The sequence below is a fragment of the Burkholderia sp. AU31624 genome (genome assembly GCF_020420065.1).
Classification (GTDB): Bacteria; Pseudomonadota; Gammaproteobacteria; order Burkholderiales; family Burkholderiaceae; genus Burkholderia.
The window spans coordinates 275,168-298,498 of the sequence record NZ_JAIZRT010000001.1; the positions used below are offsets into that span (position 1 = coordinate 275,168).

At 67.6% G+C, this 23,331-nt stretch carries 17 protein-coding genes; 8 read left to right on the plus strand and 9 right to left on the minus strand.

Features of this window, described 5'->3' with window-relative positions:
- The first annotated feature begins 413 nt into the window (after positions 1-413).
- On the plus strand, positions 414-749 hold the full coding sequence (locus LGM89_RS01380; protein WP_226272072.1) for a hypothetical protein: 336 nt from the start codon (positions 414-416) through the stop codon (positions 747-749).
- 90 nt (positions 750-839) lie between these two features.
- Here LGM89_RS01380 and LGM89_RS01385 read toward each other — a convergent pair whose 3' ends face one another.
- Together LGM89_RS01385 and LGM89_RS01390 are read right to left on the minus strand one after the other, a co-directional pair.
- The gene (locus tag LGM89_RS01385; protein ID WP_006478890.1) at positions 840-1,160 is read right to left on the minus strand and encodes a pyrimidine/purine nucleoside phosphorylase; all 321 of its coding nucleotides are present in this window, start codon (positions 1,158-1,160) and stop codon (positions 840-842) included.
- 209 nt (positions 1,161-1,369) lie between these two features.
- The gene (locus tag LGM89_RS01390) at positions 1,370-2,272 is read right to left on the minus strand and encodes a LysR substrate-binding domain-containing protein (protein WP_089496759.1); all 903 of its coding nucleotides are present in this window, start codon (positions 2,270-2,272) and stop codon (positions 1,370-1,372) included.
- Positions 2,273-2,454: 182 nt separating this feature from the next.
- On the opposite strand from LGM89_RS01390, the gene LGM89_RS01395 reads away from it, so the two are divergent.
- The 3 genes from LGM89_RS01395 (at position 2,455) to LGM89_RS01405 (ending at position 5,781) form a co-directional block, all read left to right on the plus strand.
- Positions 2,455-3,639 carry a M20 aminoacylase family protein gene (locus tag LGM89_RS01395; RefSeq protein ID WP_226202956.1) on the plus strand — a complete coding sequence of 395 codons (1,185 nt, stop codon included), beginning with the start codon at positions 2,455-2,457 and terminating at the stop codon, positions 3,637-3,639.
- A gap of 43 nt (positions 3,640-3,682) precedes the next feature.
- Positions 3,683-5,002: an MFS transporter gene (locus LGM89_RS01400; RefSeq protein ID WP_089432841.1), complete on the plus strand. Its 1,320-nt coding sequence runs from the start codon at positions 3,683-3,685 to the stop codon at positions 5,000-5,002.
- A 236-nt stretch (positions 5,003-5,238) separates the two neighbouring features.
- A complete protein-coding gene (locus LGM89_RS01405; RefSeq protein WP_226272073.1) occupies positions 5,239-5,781 on the plus strand; it encodes a cysteine hydrolase family protein in 543 nt (180 codons plus the stop codon).
- 84 nt (positions 5,782-5,865) lie between these two features.
- Here the strand turns inward: LGM89_RS01405 and LGM89_RS01410 are convergent, their stop codons facing one another.
- The 5 genes from LGM89_RS01410 to LGM89_RS01430 all read right to left on the minus strand — a co-directional run bounded on the left by LGM89_RS01410 (position 5,866) and on the right by LGM89_RS01430 (position 11,046).
- The gene (locus LGM89_RS01410; protein ID WP_046548031.1) at positions 5,866-6,972 is read right to left on the minus strand and encodes a porin; all 1,107 of its coding nucleotides are present in this window, start codon (positions 6,970-6,972) and stop codon (positions 5,866-5,868) included.
- A 63-nt stretch (positions 6,973-7,035) separates the two neighbouring features.
- Positions 7,036-7,455: a DoxX family protein gene (locus tag LGM89_RS01415; protein ID WP_089429075.1), complete on the minus strand. Its 420-nt coding sequence runs from the start codon at positions 7,453-7,455 to the stop codon at positions 7,036-7,038.
- 185 nt (positions 7,456-7,640) lie between these two features.
- Positions 7,641-8,918, minus strand: a complete 1,278-nt coding sequence (locus tag LGM89_RS01420) for a cytochrome c (protein ID WP_089496755.1) — start codon at positions 8,916-8,918, stop codon at positions 7,641-7,643.
- Between the two features lie 2 nt (positions 8,919-8,920).
- Positions 8,921-10,540, minus strand: coding sequence for a GMC family oxidoreductase (locus LGM89_RS01425; protein WP_089496754.1), 1,620 nt, complete (start codon positions 10,538-10,540; stop codon positions 8,921-8,923).
- A complete protein-coding gene (locus LGM89_RS01430; protein WP_089442267.1) occupies positions 10,540-11,046 on the minus strand; it encodes a sugar dehydrogenase complex small subunit in 507 nt (168 codons plus the stop codon). The genes LGM89_RS01425 and LGM89_RS01430 overlap by 1 nt, the downstream gene beginning before the upstream one ends.
- A gap of 304 nt (positions 11,047-11,350) precedes the next feature.
- On the opposite strand from LGM89_RS01430, the gene LGM89_RS01435 reads away from it, so the two are divergent.
- The 3 genes from LGM89_RS01435 (at position 11,351) to LGM89_RS01445 (ending at position 20,588) form a co-directional block, all read left to right on the plus strand.
- Positions 11,351-17,404, plus strand: coding sequence for an alpha-2-macroglobulin family protein (locus tag LGM89_RS01435; RefSeq protein WP_226272074.1), 6,054 nt, complete (start codon positions 11,351-11,353; stop codon positions 17,402-17,404).
- Between the two features lie 10 nt (positions 17,405-17,414).
- Positions 17,415-19,661: a penicillin-binding protein 1C gene (gene pbpC, locus LGM89_RS01440; RefSeq protein ID WP_226272075.1), complete on the plus strand. Its 2,247-nt coding sequence runs from the start codon at positions 17,415-17,417 to the stop codon at positions 19,659-19,661.
- 228 nt (positions 19,662-19,889) lie between these two features.
- Positions 19,890-20,588, plus strand: a complete 699-nt coding sequence (locus LGM89_RS01445) for a hypothetical protein (RefSeq protein ID WP_226272076.1) — start codon at positions 19,890-19,892, stop codon at positions 20,586-20,588.
- 39 nt (positions 20,589-20,627) lie between these two features.
- Here the strand turns inward: LGM89_RS01445 and LGM89_RS01450 are convergent, their stop codons facing one another.
- Complete coding sequence (locus LGM89_RS01450) at positions 20,628-21,149, minus strand: GNAT family N-acetyltransferase (protein WP_226202939.1); 522 nt, start codon at positions 21,147-21,149, stop codon at positions 20,628-20,630.
- A 21-nt stretch (positions 21,150-21,170) separates the two neighbouring features.
- On the minus strand, positions 21,171-22,424 hold the full coding sequence (locus LGM89_RS01455) for a multidrug effflux MFS transporter (RefSeq protein WP_089496748.1): 1,254 nt from the start codon (positions 22,422-22,424) through the stop codon (positions 21,171-21,173).
- A 299-nt stretch (positions 22,425-22,723) separates the two neighbouring features.
- Here LGM89_RS01455 and LGM89_RS01460 point away from each other — a divergent pair, with 299 nt between their 5' ends.
- On the plus strand, positions 22,724-23,263 hold the full coding sequence (locus LGM89_RS01460; RefSeq protein ID WP_226272077.1) for a hypothetical protein: 540 nt from the start codon (positions 22,724-22,726) through the stop codon (positions 23,261-23,263).
- The last annotated feature ends 68 nt before the right edge of the window (positions 23,264-23,331 follow it).

The following is a 23,331-nucleotide window of genomic DNA, read 5'->3' on the forward strand; positions in this document are numbered from 1 at the left end:
CCCTCGCATGCCGCATCGCATTCCGTCGCTTCCCGTGTTTAAAGTTGGTTAACAATTCGACGGGCGAAAGTTTGTCATCATGGTGCTCATGCGACGGGGCCATCCATCTAGCCATTCCACTTCGCGATCCAATAAAGAGTCACGGCACGGCATGCAGACACATGCCGTTCGCCGCGGCCGTCACGTCACCACACGACCGGGCAGCGCGCCGACCACGCAGCGCATGACGTCGTGCCGCACACGATGCATGCCGCGCCGCAGCAACGCTGCAGAGCATCGGAGCCGCCATTTGGCAAGCGCGTTAACAACTTGTTTCGGAATAGCCGGAACCGTGCTCCGCCGATGCAATCTCACTTGTACGCAGTCCTGTGCTGCGCATCCCACTCAATCAATCACGACTCGAGGGAGATAACGTGAACGCGAAATACTTACCGCTCATCGCATTGACCGTGGCATTTTCTGCTCATGCAGCCGATTCTGCCCTGCAGAACGTGGGACAAAGCCAGAAACCCGCCGACGAGGTCGCGCAGTGCATCGCGAAGACCTGGGCCGACAAGTCGCAGCAACAAGTGACGTCGCAGTATGAACTCGCGAACGGCCTCGCCATGGCCGTGTATGCGCCGGGCCAGCAGCCGCCGAATGGCGCTGCCGCCGTCGTGCGCCCGGCCAACGCCGCGACTGCGAAAACCTGGGTGGGTTTCCGCGGCGGCGATGCATCGTCGGCCGGCGACATCAACGCCTGCCTGTAACGAGAACAGGCGCTTCGGATGGCCTGTGCGCCATCCGCTTGCGACACGCCCCGCTTCGGCGGGGCTTTTCTTTTGCAGCGCGGCTGCGTGTTACAGGTAGCTGCAGACGTAATCGAGCGTCTCGAGCACTTCGATGTCGAAGCGGCTCTTGCCCGGCACCGAGAACGATTCGCCGGCGCCGTAGGTCTGCCATTCGCTGCTACCGTCGAGCTTCACGCGGCACTTGCCGGCCTGCACTTCCATCAATTCGGGGGCGTCCGTGCCGAAGTTGAGCGCGCACGGCAGGATCACGCCGAGCGTCTTGCGCGTGCCGTCCGGGAAGAGCACGGTATGCGACACGCACTTGCCATCGAAATAGACGTTCGCGCGCTTGACGACCGATACGTTGTCGAATTGGGTTGCACTGGTCATGAAATGCCTCTGATTGCTGGATGCCGGATGGCGATGTTGTTGGAGGCCGGCCGGAGCGGCGGGCCGGCCGCTATGATACCGGCTCGCGCGGCATGCGCCGGATTGGCGTGCCCGCTGCGCAAGCCGCGTGCCCGTCAAACGACGACAACGCCGCACGGATAATCGTCAGGATGACGATGCATTGAAGATCGCCCGCCGCGGGCGCCGGCTCACCGCAGCCCCTTGCGCCGCGCGGAATCACGCAGGCAGTCGAGCAGCATCGCCGCTGCCGGTGTCAGCGGGCTGTCGCGACGCGTGATGACCTGCATCGAGACGCCCGGCAGGCGCTCGCGGATCGGCAGCACCGCGAGCTGGTCGCGCGCCCATTCGGCCTGCAACAATTGCTCGGGCATCGACGCGATCAGGTCGCATTCCATCATCAGACTGCGCGCGAGCCCGAAGCTCGGGCACTCGACGACACGCGCCGGCACCGGCAGCCCGTAGGCGACGAACGAATTGAACAGTACCTGCGTCGAGCTTTCCGGCGACGGGTTCATCAGCCAGTCGGCTTCGACGAGCTCGGCGAGCGACGTGGCCGACGCGAGCGGATGCCCCTTGCGGGCGACGATCAGCGACCGGCTCGCATAGAGTTCCGCGTGATCGAATTCGGCCGCCAGCAGTTCGGGCACGACAACGGCCACCGCGAAATCGAGCGAACCATCGTGCAGGCGCGGCAGCGCGACCCCCGGAAACCCTTCGATCAGGTTGACGCGCGCCACCGGGAAGCGGCGCCGGAATGCGCGAAACGCATCGGGCAGGATCGTCACCGCGGCGGCCGGCGTGATCGCCGCCGCGACGGAGCCCGTCATCGCGCCCTGCGCCTGCTCGATGTCGTCGCGGGCGCGCTGCATTTCGGCGACGATCAGCCGCGCGCGCACCTGCAACTGCTGGCCGAACGCGGTGAGCTGCACGCCGCGCGCGGTGCGCACGACGAGCGACACGCCGAGCGCGATCTCCAGTTCCTTGACCGCCTTCGTCAACGCCGCCGGCGACACGTTCAGGCGCCGCGCGGCCGCGCGAATGCTCCCCTCTTCCGCGACGGTGACGAACGCTTTCAGCTGATGGTATTTCATGGCGGCGACGCGTGATCCGTGGAAACCCTGTGCTGCGCGGCACACGCCGGCTCAGGGTATTCCCGAGCGGCAACCGGTGGTGAGCACCAAAGCAATTTATCAGCTTCTGGTACACAAAAGAAATTTATATGCTTGCTCGTCATATGTGCGTCAAACGCCCACCTGCCCCCCCAGGAGATACCATGCTGCAAGCCGTGAACCCCGTCATCCCCGGTATCGCCGCGATCGCACCCGAGCTGGTCGAAGTGCGCCGCCGCATTCACGCTCATCCCGAGCTCGCGTTCGAGGAAACGCTCACGAGCGATCTCGTCGCCGAGCTGCTCGCCGGCTGGGGTTATGAAGTGCATCGCGGCATCGGCAAGACGGGCGTGGTCGGCGTGCTGCGCGAAGGGCAAGGCACGCGCACGGTCGGGCTGCGCGCCGACATGGACGCGCTGCCGCTCGCGGAAGCCACGGGCCTGCCGTACGCGAGCCGCCACGCGAACAAGATGCATGCATGCGGCCACGACGGCCACACCGCGATGCTGCTGTGCGCGGCGCGCCACCTCGCGGCCACGCGCCAGTTCTCCGGCACGCTGAACCTGATCTTCCAGCCGGCCGAGGAAAACTTCGGCGGCGCGAAGGCGATGATGGACGACGGCCTGTTCGACCGCTTCCCGTGCGACGCGATCTTCGCGATCCACAACATGCCGGGCCGCGCGGCCGGCGACATGGCCTTCCGCACCGGCGCCGCGATGGCGTCGGCCGACCGCGTGACGATCACGCTGCGCGGTGTCGGCGGCCACGGCGCGATGCCGCATTTCGCGCGCGATCCGATGTCGGCCGCGGGCAGCATCATGGTCGCGCTGCAGACGATCGTCGCACGCGAGGTCGATGCGCAGCATGCGGCCGTGATCACGGTCGGCAGCGTGCAGGCCGGCGAGACGTTCAACATCATTCCCGAAACCGTCACGATGAAGCTGTCGGTGCGCGCGTTGAACGCCGACGTGCGCGCGCTGCTCGCGCGCCGCATCGAAGCGCTCGCGAAAGGCCAGGCGGAAAGCTTCGGCGTCACGGCGGAAGTCGACTACGACTACGGCTACCCGGTGCTCGTCAATCACGCGGAGCCGACCGCGTTCGCGGCCGACATCGCGCGCCAGATGCTCGGCGCCGAACGCGTCGAAACCGACGCCGCGCCGCTGATGGGCAGCGAGGATTTCGCGTTCATGCTCGAAGCGCGCCCCGGCTGCTACGCGTTCATCGGCAACGGGATCGGCAGCAAGGGCGGCTGCATGGTGCACAACCCCGGCTACGACTTCAACGACGACATCCTCGCGATCGGCGCGAGCTACTGGGTTCGCATCGCCGAAGCCTGGCTCGCGGCCTGACGGCCCTTCACCCCATCGTTTCGCGCCCAACGGGGAGCCCCACATGGAAACGTCCGCCCTTTCGTTCGCCGGCACGCCGGTCGATGCACGCGCCGCCGCGAAGAAACGCCGGCTGATCGCGGCCGCCGCCGTCGGCAACGCGCTCGAGTTCTACGACTTCACGGTCTACAGCTTCTTCGCCATCCTGATCGGCAAGCTGTTCTTTCCCGTGCATTCGCCGTTCGGGCAATTGATGCTCGCGGTGGCGAGCTTCGGCGTCGGCTTCGTCACGCGTCCGCTCGGCGGGCTCGTGATCGGCATGTATGCCGACCGCGCCGGCCGCAAGAAGGCGATGATCCTCACGCTGCTGCTGATGGCGCTGGGCACCGCGACGATCGCGGTCGCGCCGACCTTCGCGCAGATCGGGCTCGCCGCACCGCTGCTGCTCGTGCTCGCGCGCCTGCTGCAGGGGTTCGCGTCGGGCGGCGAAGTTGGCGCGTCGACCACGCTGCTGCTCGAACAGGCGCCGCAGCATCGTCGCGGCTTCTACGCGTCGTTCCAGTTCTCGAGCCAGGGGCTCGCCGCACTCGCCGGCGCGCTGACCGGCGTCGCGCTGACGTCGACGCTGAATGCCGCGCAGCTCGAAAGCTGGGGCTGGCGCGTGCCGTTCATCATCGGCACGCTGTTCGTGCCGCTCGGCTACTGGCTGCGCCGCACCGTCGAGGAAGTGCCGGCCGCCGCGCCTGCCGCCGCACACGACGAGCCGGTTGCATCGCTGCCGCTCGCCGACGTGCTGCGCCATCACGGCAAGGCCGTGTTCGCAGGCCTCGGCGTGACGATCGGCGGCACGTCGATCCACTACATCATCGTGTTCTACATGGCGATCTACGGCGTGCAGGTGCTGCACCTGCCGACGTGGCTGTCGATGACGGCCGGCTGCGTCGCGGGCGCGATCCTGATGCTCGTGACGCCGATCGGCGGCCACCTGTCCGACGTCTACGGGCGCAACCGGATCGTCTGGTGGACGCGCATCGTGCTGATGGCCGCGATCTACCCGGCGTTCATCGCACTGAACCGCTGGCCGGGCGCCGCATCGCTGCTGTCGATCATCGCCGCGCTGTCGATCGTGCATGCGATCAACATCGGCGCGACGGGCGCGATGCTCGGCGAGCTGTTCCCGCGTGCGGTGCGCGCCACCGGCGGCGCGCTCGTGTATAGCGTCGGCGTCGCGATCTTCGGCGGTTTCGCGCAATTCTTCGTCACGTGGCTGATCGCGGCGACCGGCAATCCGAATGCGCCCGCGTGGTATGCAATCGGCTGTGGCGCAATGACGCTGCTTGCCGTACGGTGCATGGATGAAAAGGCCGGGAAGGCGCTCGACTGACTGGTGGCCGATGCGCGATGCACGATGCGCGATTGACGTGGCGCGCGCGCATCGTGCATGATCGCTTCATGCGCCACATCACGACCACCGCTTCGACCACGACGCGCACGACCGCCTTCGGCGGGCTCGTGCGGCGAGTGCGCGCAAGGTCGTAGCGCCATCCCTCACAGGCCCCGCCGGTTCCGGACGGGGTCTTGTCGTTTCTCCGTCCGTATCGGCCACTCAGGAGAAACGCAATGCCAGAAGTCTGTTCCCCGAAACGCGCACTGCTCGTCATCGACATGCAGGTCGGCCTGTTTCACGGCCCCGAGCATCCTTACGACGGTGAACGCGTGCTCGCGAACATCAACCGGTTGATCGGTCGCGCGCATGAAGCCGATGCACCGGTGTTCGCCGTGCGCCACACCGGGCCCGCCGGTTCGCCGATTGCGCCCGGTTCCCCGCTGACCGCGCTGGTGCCGGAACTCGAGATCGATATGAAGCGTGACATCGTGTTCGACAAGGCGCAGTCGAGCAGCTTCGCCGGTACGCGGCTCGCCGAATGGCTGCGCGAAGCCGGCATCGGCGAGATCGTCATCGCGGGAATGAAGACCCAGTACTGCGTCGATACGGCCTGCCGTGCGGCCGCCGATCACGGCTTTCGTGCGGTGCTCGTGACCGATGCACATACCTGCATGGACACACCGGAGCTGCCGGCCGAGCGGATCGTCGCGCATCACAACGCAACGCTTGGGGGGCCGTTCGCGACGCTGACGACGACGGAGCTGTGCGGGTTTTGATCGACACCGTTCATACCCCGTAAACACAACAACGGACGGGCAGCCACCGCCCGTGCGTTGCGTACCGGTCGCGTAACCGCCTGCTCAGAACGTATGCATCATCCCCACATACGCCCCCGTCTGCGACTCGCCCGTCATCGGGCTCGTCCCCGACGTCGCGTCGCGCGGCGTCGCGAGCAGCGAGAAATTCGAATTCCCGCCGTTGCGCACATACGCAACCGTCCCATACAGGAACGTGCGCTTCGACAGGTTGTACGTCGTGCCGAGCACATACATCATCGCGTGCCCCGACGGATCGTGCGACGCATCGCCGCCGCCATCGCCCACCTTCACGTAGTACCCGCCGCCCGTCACCGCCCACTGCGGCGTCGCGGTGTAAGTCGCGCCGAGCCAGTAGTGATCGGCCCGATCGGCAACACCGGCCGGACTATCCGGCGCCTGGTAATGCGTATACGCGCCCTGGATCTTGAACTTCGACACCTTCACGTTCGCGCCGACGAAATACTCGCGCGACGCGGTAAAGATGTTGCTGAACTTGCCGTTGTTGTCGCGCAGTTCGTCGTAGATGCCGCGCACGTCGAGCAACGGCGAATGGTACGAGATCATGATCCCGTCCGAGCGGCCGAAATCGTCGGCCGCACCGTAGTTGAAGCCGCGTGATTGATTGCCGAACGCGTATTGCGCCTGCACGTCGAAGCCGCCGATCACCGGGCTGTGATACTCGATGTTGTTGCTGGTCTGCTGCCAGTTACGACCGCGCACGAGCGAGGCCGACGAAAACGCCTGCTGCACGAACGGGTCGAATTCCCACACGCCGTCGCTGTCGATGAACAGGTTCCGGCCGGCCTGCAGCTGGCCCCACGTGTTGCTCTTCAGCCCGACGTACGCACGCCGCGACCACATGCGGCCGCCGCCCGTCTGGCCGTTCATCACCTGGAACGCGGTTTCCAGGTTGAAGACCGTCGACAGCCCGCCGCCGAGATCCTCGATGCCCTTCAGCCCGAACATGCTGGTGCCCCAGTCGCCGCTTTCGGCGCTCCAGCGGGTCCCGCTGCCGCCATTCGGCTTCGCGATGTGGTTCAGGTATTCGATGCCGCCGTCGACGCGGCCGTACAGCGTCACGCTCGTCTGCGCAAAAGCGGCCGCCGGTGTGGCAGCCGCGATCAGCCATGCGAAATGTTTGAGTCGCAAAATGATGCCCCCTCGGAGTCTCGACCTTCCAGCGCGTGCCCCATGCGCGCGCCCCGGGTCCGTTTATCCGCGATCGATCGAAAAACGACCGGGGCCCGCCGCGCAAAGCGCGAGCAGGCCGCCGGCGATCGCGATGTTCTTGTAGAAATGAATCATGTTGTTGATCTGCTCGCCGCCCGTCATCGTCCAGTAGTGGTGGCCGATGATGCCGGTGCCGATCGTATAGAGCGCCAGCAGCAGCGCGAGCGCCCGCGTCTGAAAACCGACCAGGATCGCGATCCCGACGAACAACTCCATCACGACGGAAATCGCGGCGGAGATGATCGGCGCGGGCGCGCCTTCGGAACCCATGAACGCGATGGTCCCGGGGAAGTCGACGATCTTCTTCCAGCCGAACATGACGAACAGGATCACGAGCAGGATCCGGGCAAGCAGCAGCAGCACATCGCGCTGGGACGCGAGAAACGGTTGGTTCGGTGTCATGGTGTCGATCAACGAAAGCGATGCGCATGGCGAAAACACGCCCGGCGCACCGGATTGCGAATGAACCAGGACGGGCGGCCGCCTGCGCCGCCCGCCCCGCTCTGCAACAACCGGCATCGGGTAACAACCCGATGTGCTGTGCTCCTCCTCTTGTCAGTTATCGCCCTGCTTCGTCACGCGCCGCATCAACGCAGCTTCGCGACGTCCTGCTCGGTCACCTTCGCGGCCGGGTTGCCGAACTGCCCGGTCAGGTAGTTCGTCAGCGCGGCGATCTGCGCATCCGACAGCTCGTGGCGGAACGCCGGCATCCCGACGTCCTCGCTGCCGGCCTTGCGCTGCACGCCGTTCAGGATCACCTGCACGAGGTTGGTCGGATTCGATGCGCCGACCGTCGAGTTGTGGAACAGCGGCGGGTAATAGCCGTCCGGCGTGCCCTTGCCCTGCATCTGGTGACAGGTCGCGCAGTTGCCGAGATAGAGCCGGGCCGGATCGATGCCCGACGACGCGAGCGCGACGCCGCGCAGCGTCAGGCCATCTTCGGCCGGCTTGCCCCACGACGCGCGCGACTGCTTCGCATCGCCGCTGGCGACGGCCGGCACCGTGCGAATGTACGTCGAGATCGCGCCGATGTCGGCTTCCGTCATCTTCGAGAAGCTGTGCTCGATCGCCTCGGCCATCGGGCCGGCCGCCTGCGCGAGACCCGGCACGCTGCCGGTGCGCAGGTACTGGACGAGCTGCTGCTGGGTCCAGCCGCCGATCCCCGCGTTGGCGTCGGACGTGATGTTGTAGCCGTCCCAGCCCGCGAGCACCGAGCCCGACAGGAAGCTGCCGCCCGTCTCGTCGAGCGACTTCTCCTGCATCGCGATGCCGCGCGGCGTGTGGCACGTGCTGCAGTGCGCGAGGCCCTGCACGAGATACGCGCCGCGGTTCCATTCGGCGCTCTGCGCCGGCTTCGGCTGGTAGACACCGTCCTTCAGGAACAGCCAGTTCCAGATCTTCAGCGGCCAGCGCATGCTCAGCAGCGCGGGGATCTCGTTCTTCGGCGGCGCCTGCTTGACCGGCTCGACGCCGTGCATGAAGTACGCGTACAGCGCCTGCACGTCGTCGTCGTTGATCTTCGCGTACGACACGTACGGCATCGCCGGATACAGGTTGTCGCCGTTCTTCGACACGCCGTGGCGCACCGCGCGCTCGAAGTCCTCGGCCGACCAGTTGCCGATGCCCGTGTCGGGATCGGGCGTGATGTTGCTCGTGTAGATCTTGCCGAGCATCGGGACCGGCATGCCGAGACCGCCCGCGAACGGCTTGCCGCCCTTCGCGGTGTGGCACGCCATGCAGTCGCCCGCGACCGCGAGATATTCGCCGCGCTTGACCAGCGCCGGATCGGCCGCATCGGCCGCGCGTACGAGACCCGGCAGCGCGAGACAGCCGGCGAGGAGGAAGGTGAGAGTAGATTTCCGCACGGTCAGACTTCCTTCTTCAGCGTGTCCGACATCCGCAGCGCCAGCGCCGCGATCGTCAGCGTCACGTTCACCGTACCGACGGTCGGCATCGTCGAGCTGCTCGAGATGAACAGGTTCGGATGGTCGAACGTGCGGCAGTCCTTGTCGACGACCGAGTCGCGTGCATCCGCGCCCATGATCGTCGCGCCCGTGATGTGGTTGTTCGGCGCGAACTCGTCATTGAAGACGACTTCGGTGCCGCCCAGCACCTTCGCGGCCGTCGCGTAGACCTCGCGCGTGTGCACGGCGCCGCGCTTCACGTAGTCGTCGATCGCATACGTGATCTCGGGGCGCGGGATGCCGACCGCGTCGGTGGCCGTCTTGCTCGGCACGATGCGGTTCTCGGGTTGCGGCAGGATTTCGTGGAAGCAGTCGAACTGCACGTAGCGCGCGGAACGGTCGCGGATCTGCGCGTCGAGCTCCTCGGGCTTCATCAGCTTGCCGGCCTTGAAGATCTTCTGCGTTTCCTGGTTGATGCGCGACATGTTCGACAGGTGGATCTTCTTCGCGGCTTCGGTCGCGCGGAACGGGCCGTCGCGGAAACCGATCAGCGACGTCATCTCCTGCGGGCCGCGGCCCGGCCACAGCTTCTCGTTCGCGTAGAACGACACGCCGGTGCCCGGGTGGTCCATCAGGTTGCGGCCGACCATGTCCGAGCTGTTCGCGACACCGTTCGGGAAATCGCGGTTCGCGGACATCAGCAGGATCTTCGGCGTCTCGATGCCGTTCGCGGCGATCACGAAGTACTTGCCTTCGACGCGATGGTCGGCGCCCGTCTTGTCCTTGTAGACCGCGGCGGTGATGCGCTTGTCCGGCCCGGTCTCGAGCTTGTAGACGACCGCGCTGTCGATCAGCTTCGCGCCGGCCTGCTCGGCCTTCTCGACGTGCACGATGCCGTTGTACATCGCGCCGATCGGGCAGATCGGCATGCAGTTGTTGTTCCCGCAACAAGTCGGCCGGCCGTCGTACGGGCGGCTGTTGCGCGCGACCGGCTCGGTCACCACGTGGAACTTCGGGTCATAGCCGTTGAGCGCGCTCTTGATCGTCTGCTCGTTGAACGACAACGGCAGCGGCGGCATCGGGTACGGCTGCTTGCGCGGCGAGTACAGGTCTTCCTCGGGGCCCGGGCCCCACACGCCGAGTTCCTCTTCGGCGCGCTGGTAGTAATGCTCGATGTCGTCGTACTGGATCGGCCAGTCGCGGCCGACGCCGTACACGGTCTTCATCTTGAAGTCGTTCGGGATGAAGCGCCATGCCGACGCGGCCCAGTGCCACGTCGTGCCGCCCACCGCACGGATGTACTGCGAGTTGAACTTGTGCTCGCCCTTCAGGATCAGGTAGTCGTTCGGCGGGCCGTATTCCGGATGCGGCGCCCACGCGCTCGACGGGTACGGCGCCATGAAATCGGTCTTGTCCACCTGGTTGCGGAAGCGCTCGACGATTTCCCAGCGCGGCATGCGCGGGCCGGCTTCCAGCAGGATCACTGATTTACCCGCCATCGCGAGCTGGTGTGCAACGATCGCGCCTGCGACACCCGATCCGACGACGACGACGTCGGCCTTTTGCGTATCGGTATCGGCCATCAGGCTTGCCTCTCGATCGGTTTTTCGGCCCAGAAGCCGGGTTTGTTGGGGCAATACGAAGGGATCACGAGCGTATCGGATACGACGCTGAACATTAATGCTTCTTCGTAGGTAATCACGACGTTGTCGACGATGCCGAGATACCACGCTTCAAGAATCTTCAGCGCGAGTGCTTCCTGGTCGGGATTCAGCGAACCGGACGCGAGTGCGCCGGCGAGTTGCGACAGGCTGTCGGCCGTCTTGAACGAACCCTTCTGCAACGCCTGCAGGAAGCGCTGGCCGAGCACGCGGCTCAACCCCTTCTTGCCTGTCACTGCTTCGGAGAGCGTCATGAACGTATCGAGCGGCGCGGTGCCGGGATCGTCGGCCAGGGCCCGCAACGCCAGCGAGCCCGTGAGGCCCGCCGCCGTCAGCGCCAGTGCGCCCTGCAGCCATTGACGCCGTGTGATGCCTGTTACGGCTGCGTCGCCCGAGCGACGCGAGTGGGGAGTGTTGTCGTTGTGCATGTTTCCTTCTCTCGAACACCGGATTCGGGAAAACCACGCTTGATATTTCTCAAACATTGGCGCGGACCTGAAATGTACGCGCACAAATCGGATCGAACAATCTTTTTATAGTCCATTAAATGTTCCGCAATCCGAGACAATCGACATTTCGCTGCATTTTTGTGTCGTTGACGCGACAAATCTGCGGCACGCACCCCAGTGTCGCACGCCGACGACACACTGTGCAGCGCGATGCGCGCGCAGGTCGGTCGGTTAGAATCGCGTGCAATCAAACAGAAAGCTTCCCTCCGAGGGCGATCGAGCGATGAAGCAGCACGACAAACAGAACAAAGCAAACCGAACCCACCCCACCACCCGGCTGCTCTGGCGCATCGGCGCCGTCGCGGCGCTCGGCGGCGCCACCGCACTGTCGCTGCATGCGGGCGCGGCGCGCACGGTGAGCGTGTCGCCGCAAGGCACCGTCACCGAGGTCCGGCAGACCGTCGTCAAGTTCGACGAACCGATGGTCGCGTTCGGCTCGGCCTCCGCGCCGAATCCCGCACGCGTGACCTGCAACGATTCCACGGCCGCGCGCGGCCAGGGCCACTGGCTCGACGACAAGACCTGGGTTTACGATTTCGAAAACGACCTGCCGCCCGGCGTGCGCTGCTCGGTCGCGCTCAACGACACGTTGCGCTCGGTCGCCGGCAACGCGGCCAGCGGCCCGCGCCGCTTCACGTTCCAGACGGGCGGCCCGTTCCCGGTGAACGTCCGCCCCGGCTTGCGCGAGATCGAGGAACGGCAGATGTTCGTGCTGAAGCTGAACGGCCCGGCCGAACCGCGCTCGGCGCTCGCGAACATCTGGTGCGAAGCGGCCGGCATCGGCAACCGCATTCCCGTCACGGCCGCCGACGACGATGCGCGCAACGCGCTGCTCGATCACTTCGGCCTGAAGAAGGATGCCGCGCGCGTGCTGACGCTGTCGTGCGCGCAGGCACTGCCGGCGAGCGCGAAGATGCAGCTCGTGTACGGCAAGGGCGTCACGAGCCCGAGCGGCATTCCGAACGAAACGGAGCGTCGCTTCGATTTCACCGTGCGCGCCCCGTTCGCCGCGAGCTTCTCGTGCGAACGCGAGAACGCGAAGGCGCCCTGCACGCCGCTGCGCCCGCTCACGCTGTCGTTCAACGCGCCGATCTCGCGCAAGCACGCCGAGGCGATCAAGCTGCGCGGCCCTGACGGAACGCTCGCGCCGACCTTCGCGGCCGACGACAAGAGCGAGGAAGTCACCACTGTCACGTTCAACCCGCCGCTGCCCGAACAGGCCGGCCTGACGATCGAACTGCCGTCGGGCCTGCGCGACGTGACCGACCGGCCGCTGTCGAACGCCGACCTGTTCCCGCTCGCGACGCGCACCGCGCCGATGCCGCCGCTCGCGAAATTCTCGTCGGGCACCTTCGGGATCGTCGAGCGTTTCGCCGAACCCGATTCGCCCGCGCTCGTGCCCGTCACGCTGCGCAACGTCGAGGCCGACCTGCATATCGACGGCCTCAACACCCAGGGCGCGCAGTTCTCGAACCTGAAGGTCGACGACGACACAGCGATCCGCCAGTGGATGCGCACCGTCGACCGCTTCGACAACTGGTCGATGACGGCCGGCGCGATCGACCGCCAGATTCCCGGCCTGCTCGAACGCAAGGGCCAGCATCCCGTGTACGTGCCGCGCGAAGCCGGCGAAAAGGCGCCCGCGCCGAAGGATCGCCGCATCGACGTGCGTTCGCTGACGCTGCTCAAGGGCCAGCCCGGCGTGCAGGCGCTGACGCTGCCGAAGGCGGACCCGAAGGCGCTGCGTCCGTTCGAGGTCGTCGGCGTGCCGATCGACAAGCCCGGCTTCTACGTGCTCGAACTCGCGTCGCCCGCGCTCGGCCGCTCGCTGCTCGCGAAGCCGTCGAGCATGTACGTGCGCACCACGGTGCTCGTCACCAACCTCGGCGTGCACCTGAAACAGGGCCGCGAAAACAACCTCGTGTGGGTCACGACGCTCGACAAGGGCAAGCCGGTGCCGAACGCGCAGATCCGCGTGTCGGACTGCAACGGCGACGAGATCGCGTCCGGCAAGACCGATGCGCAGGGCCTGCTGAAGATCGACGGCGCGTTCGAATCGAAGCGCGCCTGCAGCTCGTCCGATTCGGAGCAACGCTTCGACGACTACTTCGTGTCGGCCCGCGTGAACGATCCGAAGACGGGCCCCGACATGGCGTTCGTCAGCTCGGGCTGGAACCGCGGAATCGAATCGTGGCGCTTCAACGTGCCGACCGACACGGACAGCGCACGCACCGTGCGCGCGCATACGGTCTTCGACCGCACGCTGCTGCGCGCCGGCGAAACCGTGTCGATGAAGCATTTCATCCGTGCCGAGACGCTGCAGAGCCTCGCGTTCCCGTCGCAATACCCGACGCGCGTGACGATCCGCCATCTCGGCACGGGCCAGACCTACAAGCTGCCGCTCACGTGGGCAGCCGATCACAGCGCGGACACGCAGTTCACGCTGCCGGCCGCCGCGAAGCTCGGCGAATACAGCGTCGAGCTCGAAGGCGGCCCGGAAGACGCACCGACCGCCACCTACTACAGCGGCAGCTTCCGCGTCGAGGCGTTCCGCCTGCCGGTGCTGAAGGGCTCGATCGGCGCGCGCGACGCGCAGAAGAGCCCGCTCGTCGCCGTGAAGGAAGCGCCGCTCGCGGTGCAGATCGACTACGTGTCGGGCGGCGGCGCATCGAACCTGCCGGTGCAGGTGTCGGCGCTGATGAAGTGGGCGTCACCGCCGTTCGCGGATCGCTTCGAGGATTTCAGCTTCACGCCGTATCGCCCCGAAGCGAGCGACGGCAATGCCGACGACGATTCGCAGGACGGCGACAACGCATCGACGTCGAACAACGATCCCGACGCGACGAAGCTGATCGCCGACAAGCTGCCGCTGACGCTCGACCGCAACGGTGCCGGCTCGGTCACGCTCAAGGGCCTGCCCGACGTCGACGCGCCGAAGCGCATCGCGCTCGAAGCGACGTTCGCCGACCCGAACGGCGAAGTGCAGACGATTCGCGGCGACACGATCCTGTGGCCGGCTGCGGTCGTGGCCGGCATCAAGGCAGGCCGCTGGGTATCGGTCGGCCAGCGGGTGCCCGTGCAGGCCCTGGCGGTCGACCTGCAAGGCAAGCCGCGTGCGTCGGTGCCGATCGAGATCAAGGGCATCGCACGCGTCACGACGTCGTCGCGCAAGCGGATGGTCGGCGGCTTCTATGCGTACGACAACAAGAGCGACACGCGCGACCTCGGCGTGCTGTGCTCGGGCAAGACCGACGACAAGGGCCGCATGGCCTGCGACGCGACGCTCGAACAGGCCGGCAACGTGCAGCTGATCGCGGTCGCCAAGGACGGCGACGGCCGCACGTCGAACGCGTCGACGTCGGTGTGGGTCACGCGCGAGGACGAACTCTGGTTCGGCGGCGACAACACCGACCGGATTGACGTGATCCCCGAGAAAACCGCGTACGAACCGGGTGAAACCGCCCGCTTCCAGGTACGCATGCCGTTCCGCTACGCCACCGCGCTGGTCGCGGTCGAACGCGGCGGCGTGATGGAAACGCACATCGTCGAGCTGAACGGCAAGAATCCGACGGTCGACCTGAAGGTCGGCGAATCGTGGGGGCCGAACGTCTACGTATCGGTGCTCGCGCTGCGCGGCCGGATTCGCGAAGTGCCGTGGTACTCGTTCTTCACGTGGGGCTGGAAGGCGCCGGTCGAATGGGCGCGCGCGTTCTGGCGCGAAGGCCGTCACTATGAAGCGCCGACCGCGTTCGTCGACCTGTCGAAACCGGCGTTCCGCTATGGTCTCGGCGAGATCAAGGTCGGCACGGGCGTGCACCGCCTCGGCGTGACCGTGACGACCGACGCGACGCGCTACACGGTGCGCAGCAAGGCGCAGGCGCACGTGAAGGTCACGCTGCCGAACGGCCAACCGGCGCCTGCCGGCACGCAGATCGCGGTCGCGGCCGTCGACGAGGCATTGCTCGAACTGATGCCGAACAACAGCTGGGACCTGCTCGACGCGATGCTGCGCCGACGCGCGTACGGCGTCGAGACATCCACGGCACAGATGGAAATCGTCGGCCGCCGCCACTTCGGCCGCAAGGCCGTGCCCGCGGGCGGCGGCGGCGGCAGCGCGCCGACGCGCGAACTGTTCGACACGCTGCTGCTGTGGAATCCGCGCGTGACGCTGGATGCCAATGGCAGCGCGACCGTCGAGGTGCCGCTGAACGACGCGCTCACACGCTTCCGGATCGTCGCGATCGCGGCAGTCGGCCCCGACCGCTTCGGCACCGGCAGCACGTCGATCCGCAGCACGCAGGATCTGCAGCTGATTTCCGGCCTGCCGCCGCTCGTGCGCGAAGGCGACGCGTTCCGCGCGCAGGTCACGCTGCGCAACACGACCGACCGCGCGATGCAGGTCGTCGTGACGCCGCGCGTGACGGGCCTCGACGTCGCGCCGCAAACCGTCTCGCTCGCGGCCAACACGGCCACCGAGGTCGCGTGGACGATCACCGTGCCCGAGCAGGCGCTCGACGCGGCCGGTGCGCTGAACTGGCGCATCGAAGCGGCCGAGCAAGGCGGCAAGCGCGCGTCCGACGCGCTGGCGGTCGCGCAGAAGGTCGTGCCCGCGCTGCCGGTCACGGTGCAGCAGGCGACCCTCGCGCAAGTCGACGGCACGCTGACGGTGCCGATCGCCTCCCCGGCCGGCGCCGCGAACAACGCGCAAGGCCTGCCGCGCGGCGGCATCGCGGTGTCGCTGCAGTCGAAGCTTGCCGACGGGCTGCCCGGCGTGAAACGCTGGTTCGAGCGCTATCCGTACCGTTGCCTCGAACAGCAGACCTCGCGCGCGATCGGCCTGCGCGACCCCGCGCAATGGCAGGCGCTGATCGCACGCATGCCCGTCTATCTCGACAGCGACGGGCTCGCGAGCTACTTCCCGCCGTCGTCCGACGATTCGCATGCCGGCAGCGCGACGCTGTCGTCGTACCTGCTCGTGGTGTCCGACGAGGCGAGCCGTCTCGACCCGCGCTTCGCGCTGCCGGAAGACCTGCGCTCGCAGCTCGAGGCCGGGCTTGCGCGCTTCATCGACGGCCGCCTCGAGCGCAACCCGTGGGCGCCGCGCCAGGATCGCGACCTGCGCAAGCTGGCCGCGATCGAGGCGCTGTCGCGCTACGGCGCCGCGCAGGGCCGCATGCTCGGCTCGATCGAGATCGCGCCGAACCAGTGGCCGACTTCCGCGGTGATCGACTATCACGCGATCCTGACGCGCGTGAAGGATATCCCGCAACGCGACGAGAAACGCGCGCAGGTCGAACAGATCCTGCGGGCCCGCCTGACGTACCAGGGCACGCAGCTCGTGTTCTCGACCGCCCGCGACGACGACTTGTGGTGGCTGATGACCAGCAACGAGACCAACGCGGCACGGCTCGCGCTGGAATTCGCCGGCGACCCGGCGTGGAAGGACGAGATGCCGCGCGTGACGGCCGGCCTGCTCGCGTTGCAGCGCCAGGGCGCATGGCAGACCACGACGTCGAACGCGCTCGGCCTGCTCGCGGTCGAGCGCTTCTCGCGCACCTACGAGAGCACGCCGGTGGCCGGCGCGACGAAGGTCGCGCTCGGCGGCGACGCGCGCACGATCTCGTGGTCGCAGGCGTCGGCCCCCGCGTCCACGCCCGCCGACACGCCGGCGTCGGCCACCCCGGCCACCCGCGCCGCCGCGGCCCGCAGCGTGATGCTGCCGTGGCCGCGTGCGTCGCAGGCGCCGGCCACGCTGTCCGTCACGCAGGACGGCACGGGCCGCCCGTGGGCCACGATCGAAAGCCTCGCGGCGGTGCCGCTGCGTGCGCCGTTCGCGGCCGGCTACCGGATCACGAAGACCGTCACGCCCGTGTCGCCTGCTGTCAAGGGCGTGCTGACGCGCGGCGACGTCGTGCGCGTGCATCTCGACATCGATGCGCAGAGCGACATGACGTGGGTCGTCGTCAACGATCCGGTTCCGGCCGGTTCGACGATCCTCGGTTCGGGCCTCGGCCGCGACTCCGAAGCCGCGACCCAGGGCGAGAAGACGCCGGACGGTGCGTGGCCGGCGTTCATCGAGCGCGACTTCGACGGCTATCGCGCGTACTACGACTACCTGCGGAAGGGCAAATTCTCGGTCGAGTACACGGTGCGGCTGAACAACGTCGGCACGTTCGGGCTGCCGCCGACGCGTGTCGAGGCGCTGTACGCGCCGTCCGTGTACGGCCTGTGGCCGAACCCGCCGATGACCGTGAAGCCGGCTGAAGCGGGCAAGTAACGAGCAAGCGATGATCGATCTGGTATTGCCGCGGCCGGCGCGTTTCGCCGGCCGCGTATTCGTCGCCATCGTGCTGGCTGCACCGCTCGTCGCGCATGCGCTGCCGAGCTACGACGACGTGCGCCGCAACTGGCGCAGCTCCGACTGGGTGCTGCTCGCACGCGACGGCACGCCGCTGCAGCGCACGCGCGTCGACCTCACCGAACGGCGCGGCGACTGGGTGTCGCTCGCCGACGTGTCGCCCGCGTTTCGCGAGGCGATCGTCGTGTCCGAAGACAAGCGCTTTTATGAACACAGCGGCGTCGACTGGCGCGGCATCGCCGGCGCCGCGTGGGGCAACCTGTGGAACGAGCGCACGCGCGGCGCGTCGACCGTCACGATGCAGCTCGCCGGGCTGCTCAGCGATTCGCCGCGCCGCTCGGGCCAGCGCTCGCTGCCGCAGAAGGCGTCGCAGGCGGTCAACGCGCTGCTGCTCGAACGCGGCTGGCGCAAGGACCAGGTGCTCGAGGCATACCTGAACCTCGTGCCGTTCCGCGGCGAGACGATCGGCCTTGCCGCGCTGTCGCAAGTGCTGTTCGGCAAGGCGCCGTCGGGCCTCGATGCCCGCGAAGCCGCGATCGCCGCCGCGCTCGTGCGCGCACCCAACGCAACCTCCGCGAAAGTCGCCGAACGGGCATGCCGGATCCTGCGCGACATGCATGCCGAGCAGGGCTGCGCGTCGCTCGACGGCTACGTGCAGCTCGTCATCGCGCGTCCGTCCGGCGCCGCGCGCGACGACGGCGCCGCCCTCGCCCCGCACTTCGCGCGACGCATCGCGGCCGAGGTCCGGCCAACGGCCGGCGCGCAGATACGCACGACGCTTGACGCGCCGCTGCAGCGCTTCGCGCGCGACACGCTGGTGCGCGCGCTGACCGAACTCAACGCGCCCGCGCACCGGCGCAACGTGCAGGACGGCGCGGTCGTCGTGATCGACAACGCGACCGGCGAGATTCGCGCGTGGGTCGGCTCGTCCGGTGCGCTGTCGGGCGCACGCGACGTCGATGCCGTGCTCGCGCCGCGCCAGGCCGGCTCGACGCTCAAGCCATTCCTGTATGCGCAGGCGATCGACGAGAAACGGCTGACGGCCGCGTCGCTGCTCGACGATGCGCCGATCAACCTCGCCGCCGGGGGCGGACTGTACATTCCGCAGAACTACGACAAGGATTTCAAGGGCTGGGTGAGCGTGCGCAGCGCGCTCGGCGGCTCGCTGAACGTGCCGGCCGTGCGCACGCTCGTGCTCGTCACGCCGCACCGCTTCGCGCGCACGCTGACCGCGCTCGGCCTGCCGCTCGCGCAGGAAGGCGACTACTACGGCTTCAGCCTCGCGCTCGGCAGCGCGGACGTCACGCTGCTGTCGCTGACCAACGCGTACCGCGCGCTCGCGAACGGCGGCGTCGCGCGCAAGGTCGTCGATGTGCCGGCGCCGGCGGCCGGTGCGGCCGGCGCATCGGCCGCGTCACCCGCCCGCGCGGCCGACGGTACGCGCGTGTTCAGCGAGGCAGCCAGCTTCGTCGTGACCGACATCCTCGCCGACAACAACGCACGGGTGCGCACGTTCGGCTTCGACAATCCGCTCGCGACGCGCTTCTTCTCGGCGGTCAAGACCGGCACCAGCAAGGACATGCGCGACAACTGGACCGTCGGCTTCACGTCGCGCTATACGGTCGGCGTGTGGGTCGGCAATGCGGACGGCTCGCCGATGTGGGACGTGTCGGGCGTCACGGGTGCGTCGCCGGTGTGGTCGGCGGTCGTCGGCTACCTGCACCGCGACCAGCCGAGCCGTGCGCCGCGCGCGCCGGCCGGCGTCGAGACGCGCCGCATCACGTTCGAACGCGATATCGAACCGTCGCGCAACGAGTGGTTCATCGCGGGAACGGCGGTCGACACGATCCGGCTCGCCGCCCCCGTCACGCCGGGCAAGGACGGCGCGCGCGCGCCGCTGACGATCGGCACGCCGACCGACGGCACGATCTTCGCGATCGATCCGGACATTCCGCCGAAGAACCAGCGGATCTGGTTCGAGCGCTCGGCCGGACGCGCGACGAAGTTCGCATGGCGGCTCGACGACAAGGTGATCGGGCATGCCGATCGCGTCGCGTGGATGCCGTGGCCGGGCCGGCACCGGCTCGAACTCGTCGATGCGCGCGGCAATGTGGCCGATACGATCCGCTTCGAGGTGCGCGGCGCGTTCGCGAAGGCGAGCGCGCGCAAGCCCTGAGTGGGTGAATGCGTGAGCCGGGGTTGCCTGTTGCTCGCCTACGTGGTGGCGCCGGCACGCTCACCGCACGACTGACGCCCGCCGGCGGCACAACGGCACGGCGCACGACTCGCTCGACGGCAGCATGCCAAACGGCCAGGCAGCGCCCCGATTCGGGACCTAGAATAGGAACGGCGCCGCATTTTCGGCGCTCACCCGGTTGCCCCACTCTCCTCAAGGCCCGCGACCATGAACATTCGCCCCACGCGTTTCATCCGCCCCGCGCTGGGCACGCTCTGCGTCGCCACCCTCGCGACGCTCCAGGCATGCAACGGCGACGCCTGCTTCGGCGTCGATGCCTGCTTCAACAACAACAACAACAACACGCAGACGGTCGCGCTTTCCGGCACGGCCGCGACGGGCGGCGCGCTCGCCAGCGCGCAGGTAACCGTCAGTTGCGCGGCAGGGTCGGCAACAACGCTGACGGACGGCGGCGGCAACTACAACGTGACGGTCAATGCGGCGCTGCCGTGCGTGATCACGGTGACGTCGGGCGGCACGAGCCTGCATTCGCTCGCATACGCGGGCGGCACGTTCAACACGACGCCCGAGACCGAGCTGATGCTGGTCTATCTCGCCGCCCAGCTCGGCACGAACGCGGCCACATTGATCGGCAATTTCCAGGGGAATTCGCGCTATCAGCAGGCGATGAACAGCGCGAACACCGTCCAGGCCGCGCAATCGGCCGTGGTGACGAACCTGCAGCAGCGCTATTCGGTGGCGCTCACCGCGCCGGCGTTCCTGACCACATCGTTCACGGTCGGGCAACCGGGTGTCGACAGCGATCTCGCCGCACTCGCGAAAGCCGGTGCAATCGACTCGAACGGGATGCCGGATCCGGCGGCCGTTTCGCTGCTGACGCAGGCCGGCACGGCGCATCCGCTATAGACGGCCGGTGGCGGGAAGAAGATCGCCCGGTATCGGGCGTTAGGCGCGCGCTTGGGGCTCACTGTCGGCCAGCAGCGCCCACCGTTCGTGGTCGCGCCATTCGCCGCCGATGCGCAGATAGCGCGGCGAAAAACCCTCTTTCGTGAAACCGAGCCGCCGAACCAGCGCAATCGACGCGTGGTTGCCGGGCTGGATGTTCGCTTCGAGCCGATGCAGCCCGAGTTCGCCGAACGCGACGCAGATCGCCGCGCGCAGGGCTTCGGTCATCAGCCCCGTACGGCTGAACGCCGCCATCCCGTAGTACCCGAGATACGCGCTCTGGAACACGCCGCCGACGATCTCGTTGAGGTTCACCACACCGACCACCGCCCCGGACGTGCGTTCGCGCGCGACGAGGCCGACGTTCGGCCCCGTCAGGCAGCGGCCGAACCACTGGTCGAATCCCGCCTGGTCGGTGAACGAATCGACCCACGGCAGATGGTGGCTCCGGCTCGCGCGGTTGGCGGCGAGCAGATCGGCGGCGTCGGTAAGGGCGACGCGGTTCAGCAGGATCGGGCTCACGGCCCGGTCGACAGGCAGCACTTACGCGGCCTCTTCGCGCCCGCACGCGACGGGCGCGGCCTGGGCCTGCTGCTGCGACAGGTACCGCAACAGCTTGGTGACCATCCACACGACGATGCACGACAGCACGACGAAGAACACCGCAAGCGGCGTCAGCACGTGAATCGACACGAAGCCGGCCAGCCCCATCATCGCGGACGACACCAGCAGCAGCGCGCATCCAAGGATCGCGCTCGTTAGGCCAGCGATATGCGGAAACAGCGAATTGCCCTTGGCCATCAGCGTCGGATACATCGCGCCCGCGCAGAAACCCATCACGAGCACCGGCGTCGCGAGCGTCCATACGCGCAACCCGACGGTCAGCGCCAGCACCAGCATCGCGACCGACGCGCCGGCCATCACGCGCGCGCCGATGCGCAGCCGTTGCTCGGCGCTCGGCAGCCCGGGCCGGTGAATCCGGTTCGACAGGCCGCCGAGGAAATACATCAGCCCGATCCCGAGCGCGAGATAGCCGAAGAAGGTCGGCGGCTTGTGCAGCGTGGTCTGCACCATGAACGGCCCGACGATGTTGAACACGAGCAGGATGCTGTAGCACAGCCCCTGTGCGAGGAAGCAGCTCTGGAACACCGGGCTCGCCAGCACCTTGCCCGCGTTCGTCATCAGCGTGCGCGGCTCGAGATGCACGGGTTTCGGCAAGGTTTCGCGGTATCGCCACAGCAGCGCCCACATCACCAGCGAGTACACGAGCAGGAACACGAGGCACGCGCGCCAGCCGAACCATTCCTGCAGGTGCGCGCCGATCACCGGTGCGACGATCGGCGCGAGCCCCCACGCGATCGACATGTACGTAAACGCGTGCATCAGCGCCTGGCCGGAGAACGAATCGGTGATGATCGCCTTCGCGAGCAGGTTGGTGGTCGCGATCCCGAAGCCCTGCAGGCAGCGCGCGAGCACGAACGTCTCCAGGTTCTGCGCGCCGAGCGACAGCAGGCAGCCGATCGTGTAGATCACGAGCCCGAACGCGAGCACACGCTTGCGCCCGTAGGCATCGGCGACCGGCCCGAAAATCAGCTGGCCGAGCGCGTAGGCCGCCATGTAGCCGGACACGCTCGACTGGATCGCCTGCGGCGTGGTGGCGAACGAACGTGCCATGTCGGGCAGCGCGGGCACGTAGATGTCGATCGCGAGCTGGCCGGCGGACGCGAACAGGCAGATCAGGAACAGCAGGAAACGCGGCGAATTCGACTCGCGCGCCGGAGTGAGCGTGGTGTTCATGACGACGGGGAAGGAGGTCGGACAGCAGCGGCGCAGCCGTGCGATGTTCGAATGGCGAACACGCGTGCGTGTCGTGGCGAATTTCGTATTGTGCCTGTTGTTGCATCGGGCGACAGGATTCCCCTGGCACGGACGAGGTTGAATGCCGATTGCGGAGCGTCCTGACATGCGCTGACCGGGCCGGCCGGCGGCGGTTTTAATGTTGATTTAAGCCGACGGCTGCATCGTCCCGGATGGCTCACTCCGTGAGCCGCACGTCATTGTTGATTCGATCAGTCTCGTTTGATGGAGATACGAAGATGCGATTCCGTTCGTATATGGCGGCGGGCGCGCTGGCGCTGGCGCCCGTGTTCGCCCTGGCCGGGCAGGCCGGCGCGGCGGCCGCCCAACCGATGTTCGTCAACGTCGACGGGCAGGCCGTGCCCGTGAAAGCCGAAACGCGCGTCGTCCAGACGGCCGTCGGCCCGATGAAGGTCAGCACATGGAGCTGGCACAGCCCGCAAGGCGGCGCGAGCTTCGAGATGCAGACGTCGTCGTCGAACGGCCTGCCGCCCGCCGCAGCGTTGCGGCACATGCAGGCCGTGCAGTACCGGATGCAGGCGGCCCAGGCGCAGATGGTCGCGATGCAGCAGCAGATGATGGCGCTCCAGCACATCGCGCTCGCCCATGCATTCGCGATGCCGGTGTCGCAGCCCGTCGGCTTCGCGATGGCGCCGTGGGCCATGCCCGAGCCGGTGCTCGTCATCGTGCCGGCGCAGCCGTCGGTGCGTTCGACGGCCCCGGCAACGCCGGCCACCCCTGCCGCCCCCGCCGCGCGCGGCGCGGAAATCAAGGCCTGACACGCTTCGCGCCGCTCGGCGCGGCGCGCGCGAACCGCCGGCATACGCCGGCGGTTTTTCATTGCGAC

Bases quoted from the DNA above. Each gene is read 5' to 3' on its own strand.
- LGM89_RS01385 (WP_006478890.1), bottom strand. From the start codon at position 1,160: ATGACCAGTGCAACCCAATTCGACAACGTATCGGTCGTCAAGCGCGCG.
- LGM89_RS01390 (WP_089496759.1), bottom strand. From the start codon at position 2,272: ATGAAATACCATCAGCTGAAAGCGTTCGTCACCGTCGCGGAAGAGGGG.
- LGM89_RS01395 (WP_226202956.1), top strand. From the start codon at position 2,455: ATGCTGCAAGCCGTGAACCCCGTCATCCCCGGTATCGCCGCGATCGCA.
- LGM89_RS01400 (WP_089432841.1), top strand. From the start codon at position 3,683: ATGGAAACGTCCGCCCTTTCGTTCGCCGGCACGCCGGTCGATGCACGC.
- LGM89_RS01405 (WP_226272073.1), top strand. From the start codon at position 5,239: ATGCCAGAAGTCTGTTCCCCGAAACGCGCACTGCTCGTCATCGACATG.
- LGM89_RS01415 (WP_089429075.1), bottom strand. From the start codon at position 7,455: ATGACACCGAACCAACCGTTTCTCGCGTCCCAGCGCGATGTGCTGCTG.
- LGM89_RS01425 (WP_089496754.1), bottom strand. From the start codon at position 10,540: ATGGCCGATACCGATACGCAAAAGGCCGACGTCGTCGTCGTCGGATCG.
- LGM89_RS01430 (WP_089442267.1), bottom strand. From the start codon at position 11,046: ATGCACAACGACAACACTCCCCACTCGCGTCGCTCGGGCGACGCAGCC.
- LGM89_RS01435 (WP_226272074.1), top strand. From the start codon at position 11,351: ATGAAGCAGCACGACAAACAGAACAAAGCAAACCGAACCCACCCCACC.
- pbpC (WP_226272075.1), top strand. From the start codon at position 17,415: ATGATCGATCTGGTATTGCCGCGGCCGGCGCGTTTCGCCGGCCGCGTA.
- LGM89_RS01445 (WP_226272076.1), top strand. From the start codon at position 19,890: ATGAACATTCGCCCCACGCGTTTCATCCGCCCCGCGCTGGGCACGCTC.
- LGM89_RS01455 (WP_089496748.1), bottom strand. From the start codon at position 22,424: ATGAACACCACGCTCACTCCGGCGCGCGAGTCGAATTCGCCGCGTTTC.
- LGM89_RS01460 (WP_226272077.1), top strand. From the start codon at position 22,724: ATGCGATTCCGTTCGTATATGGCGGCGGGCGCGCTGGCGCTGGCGCCC.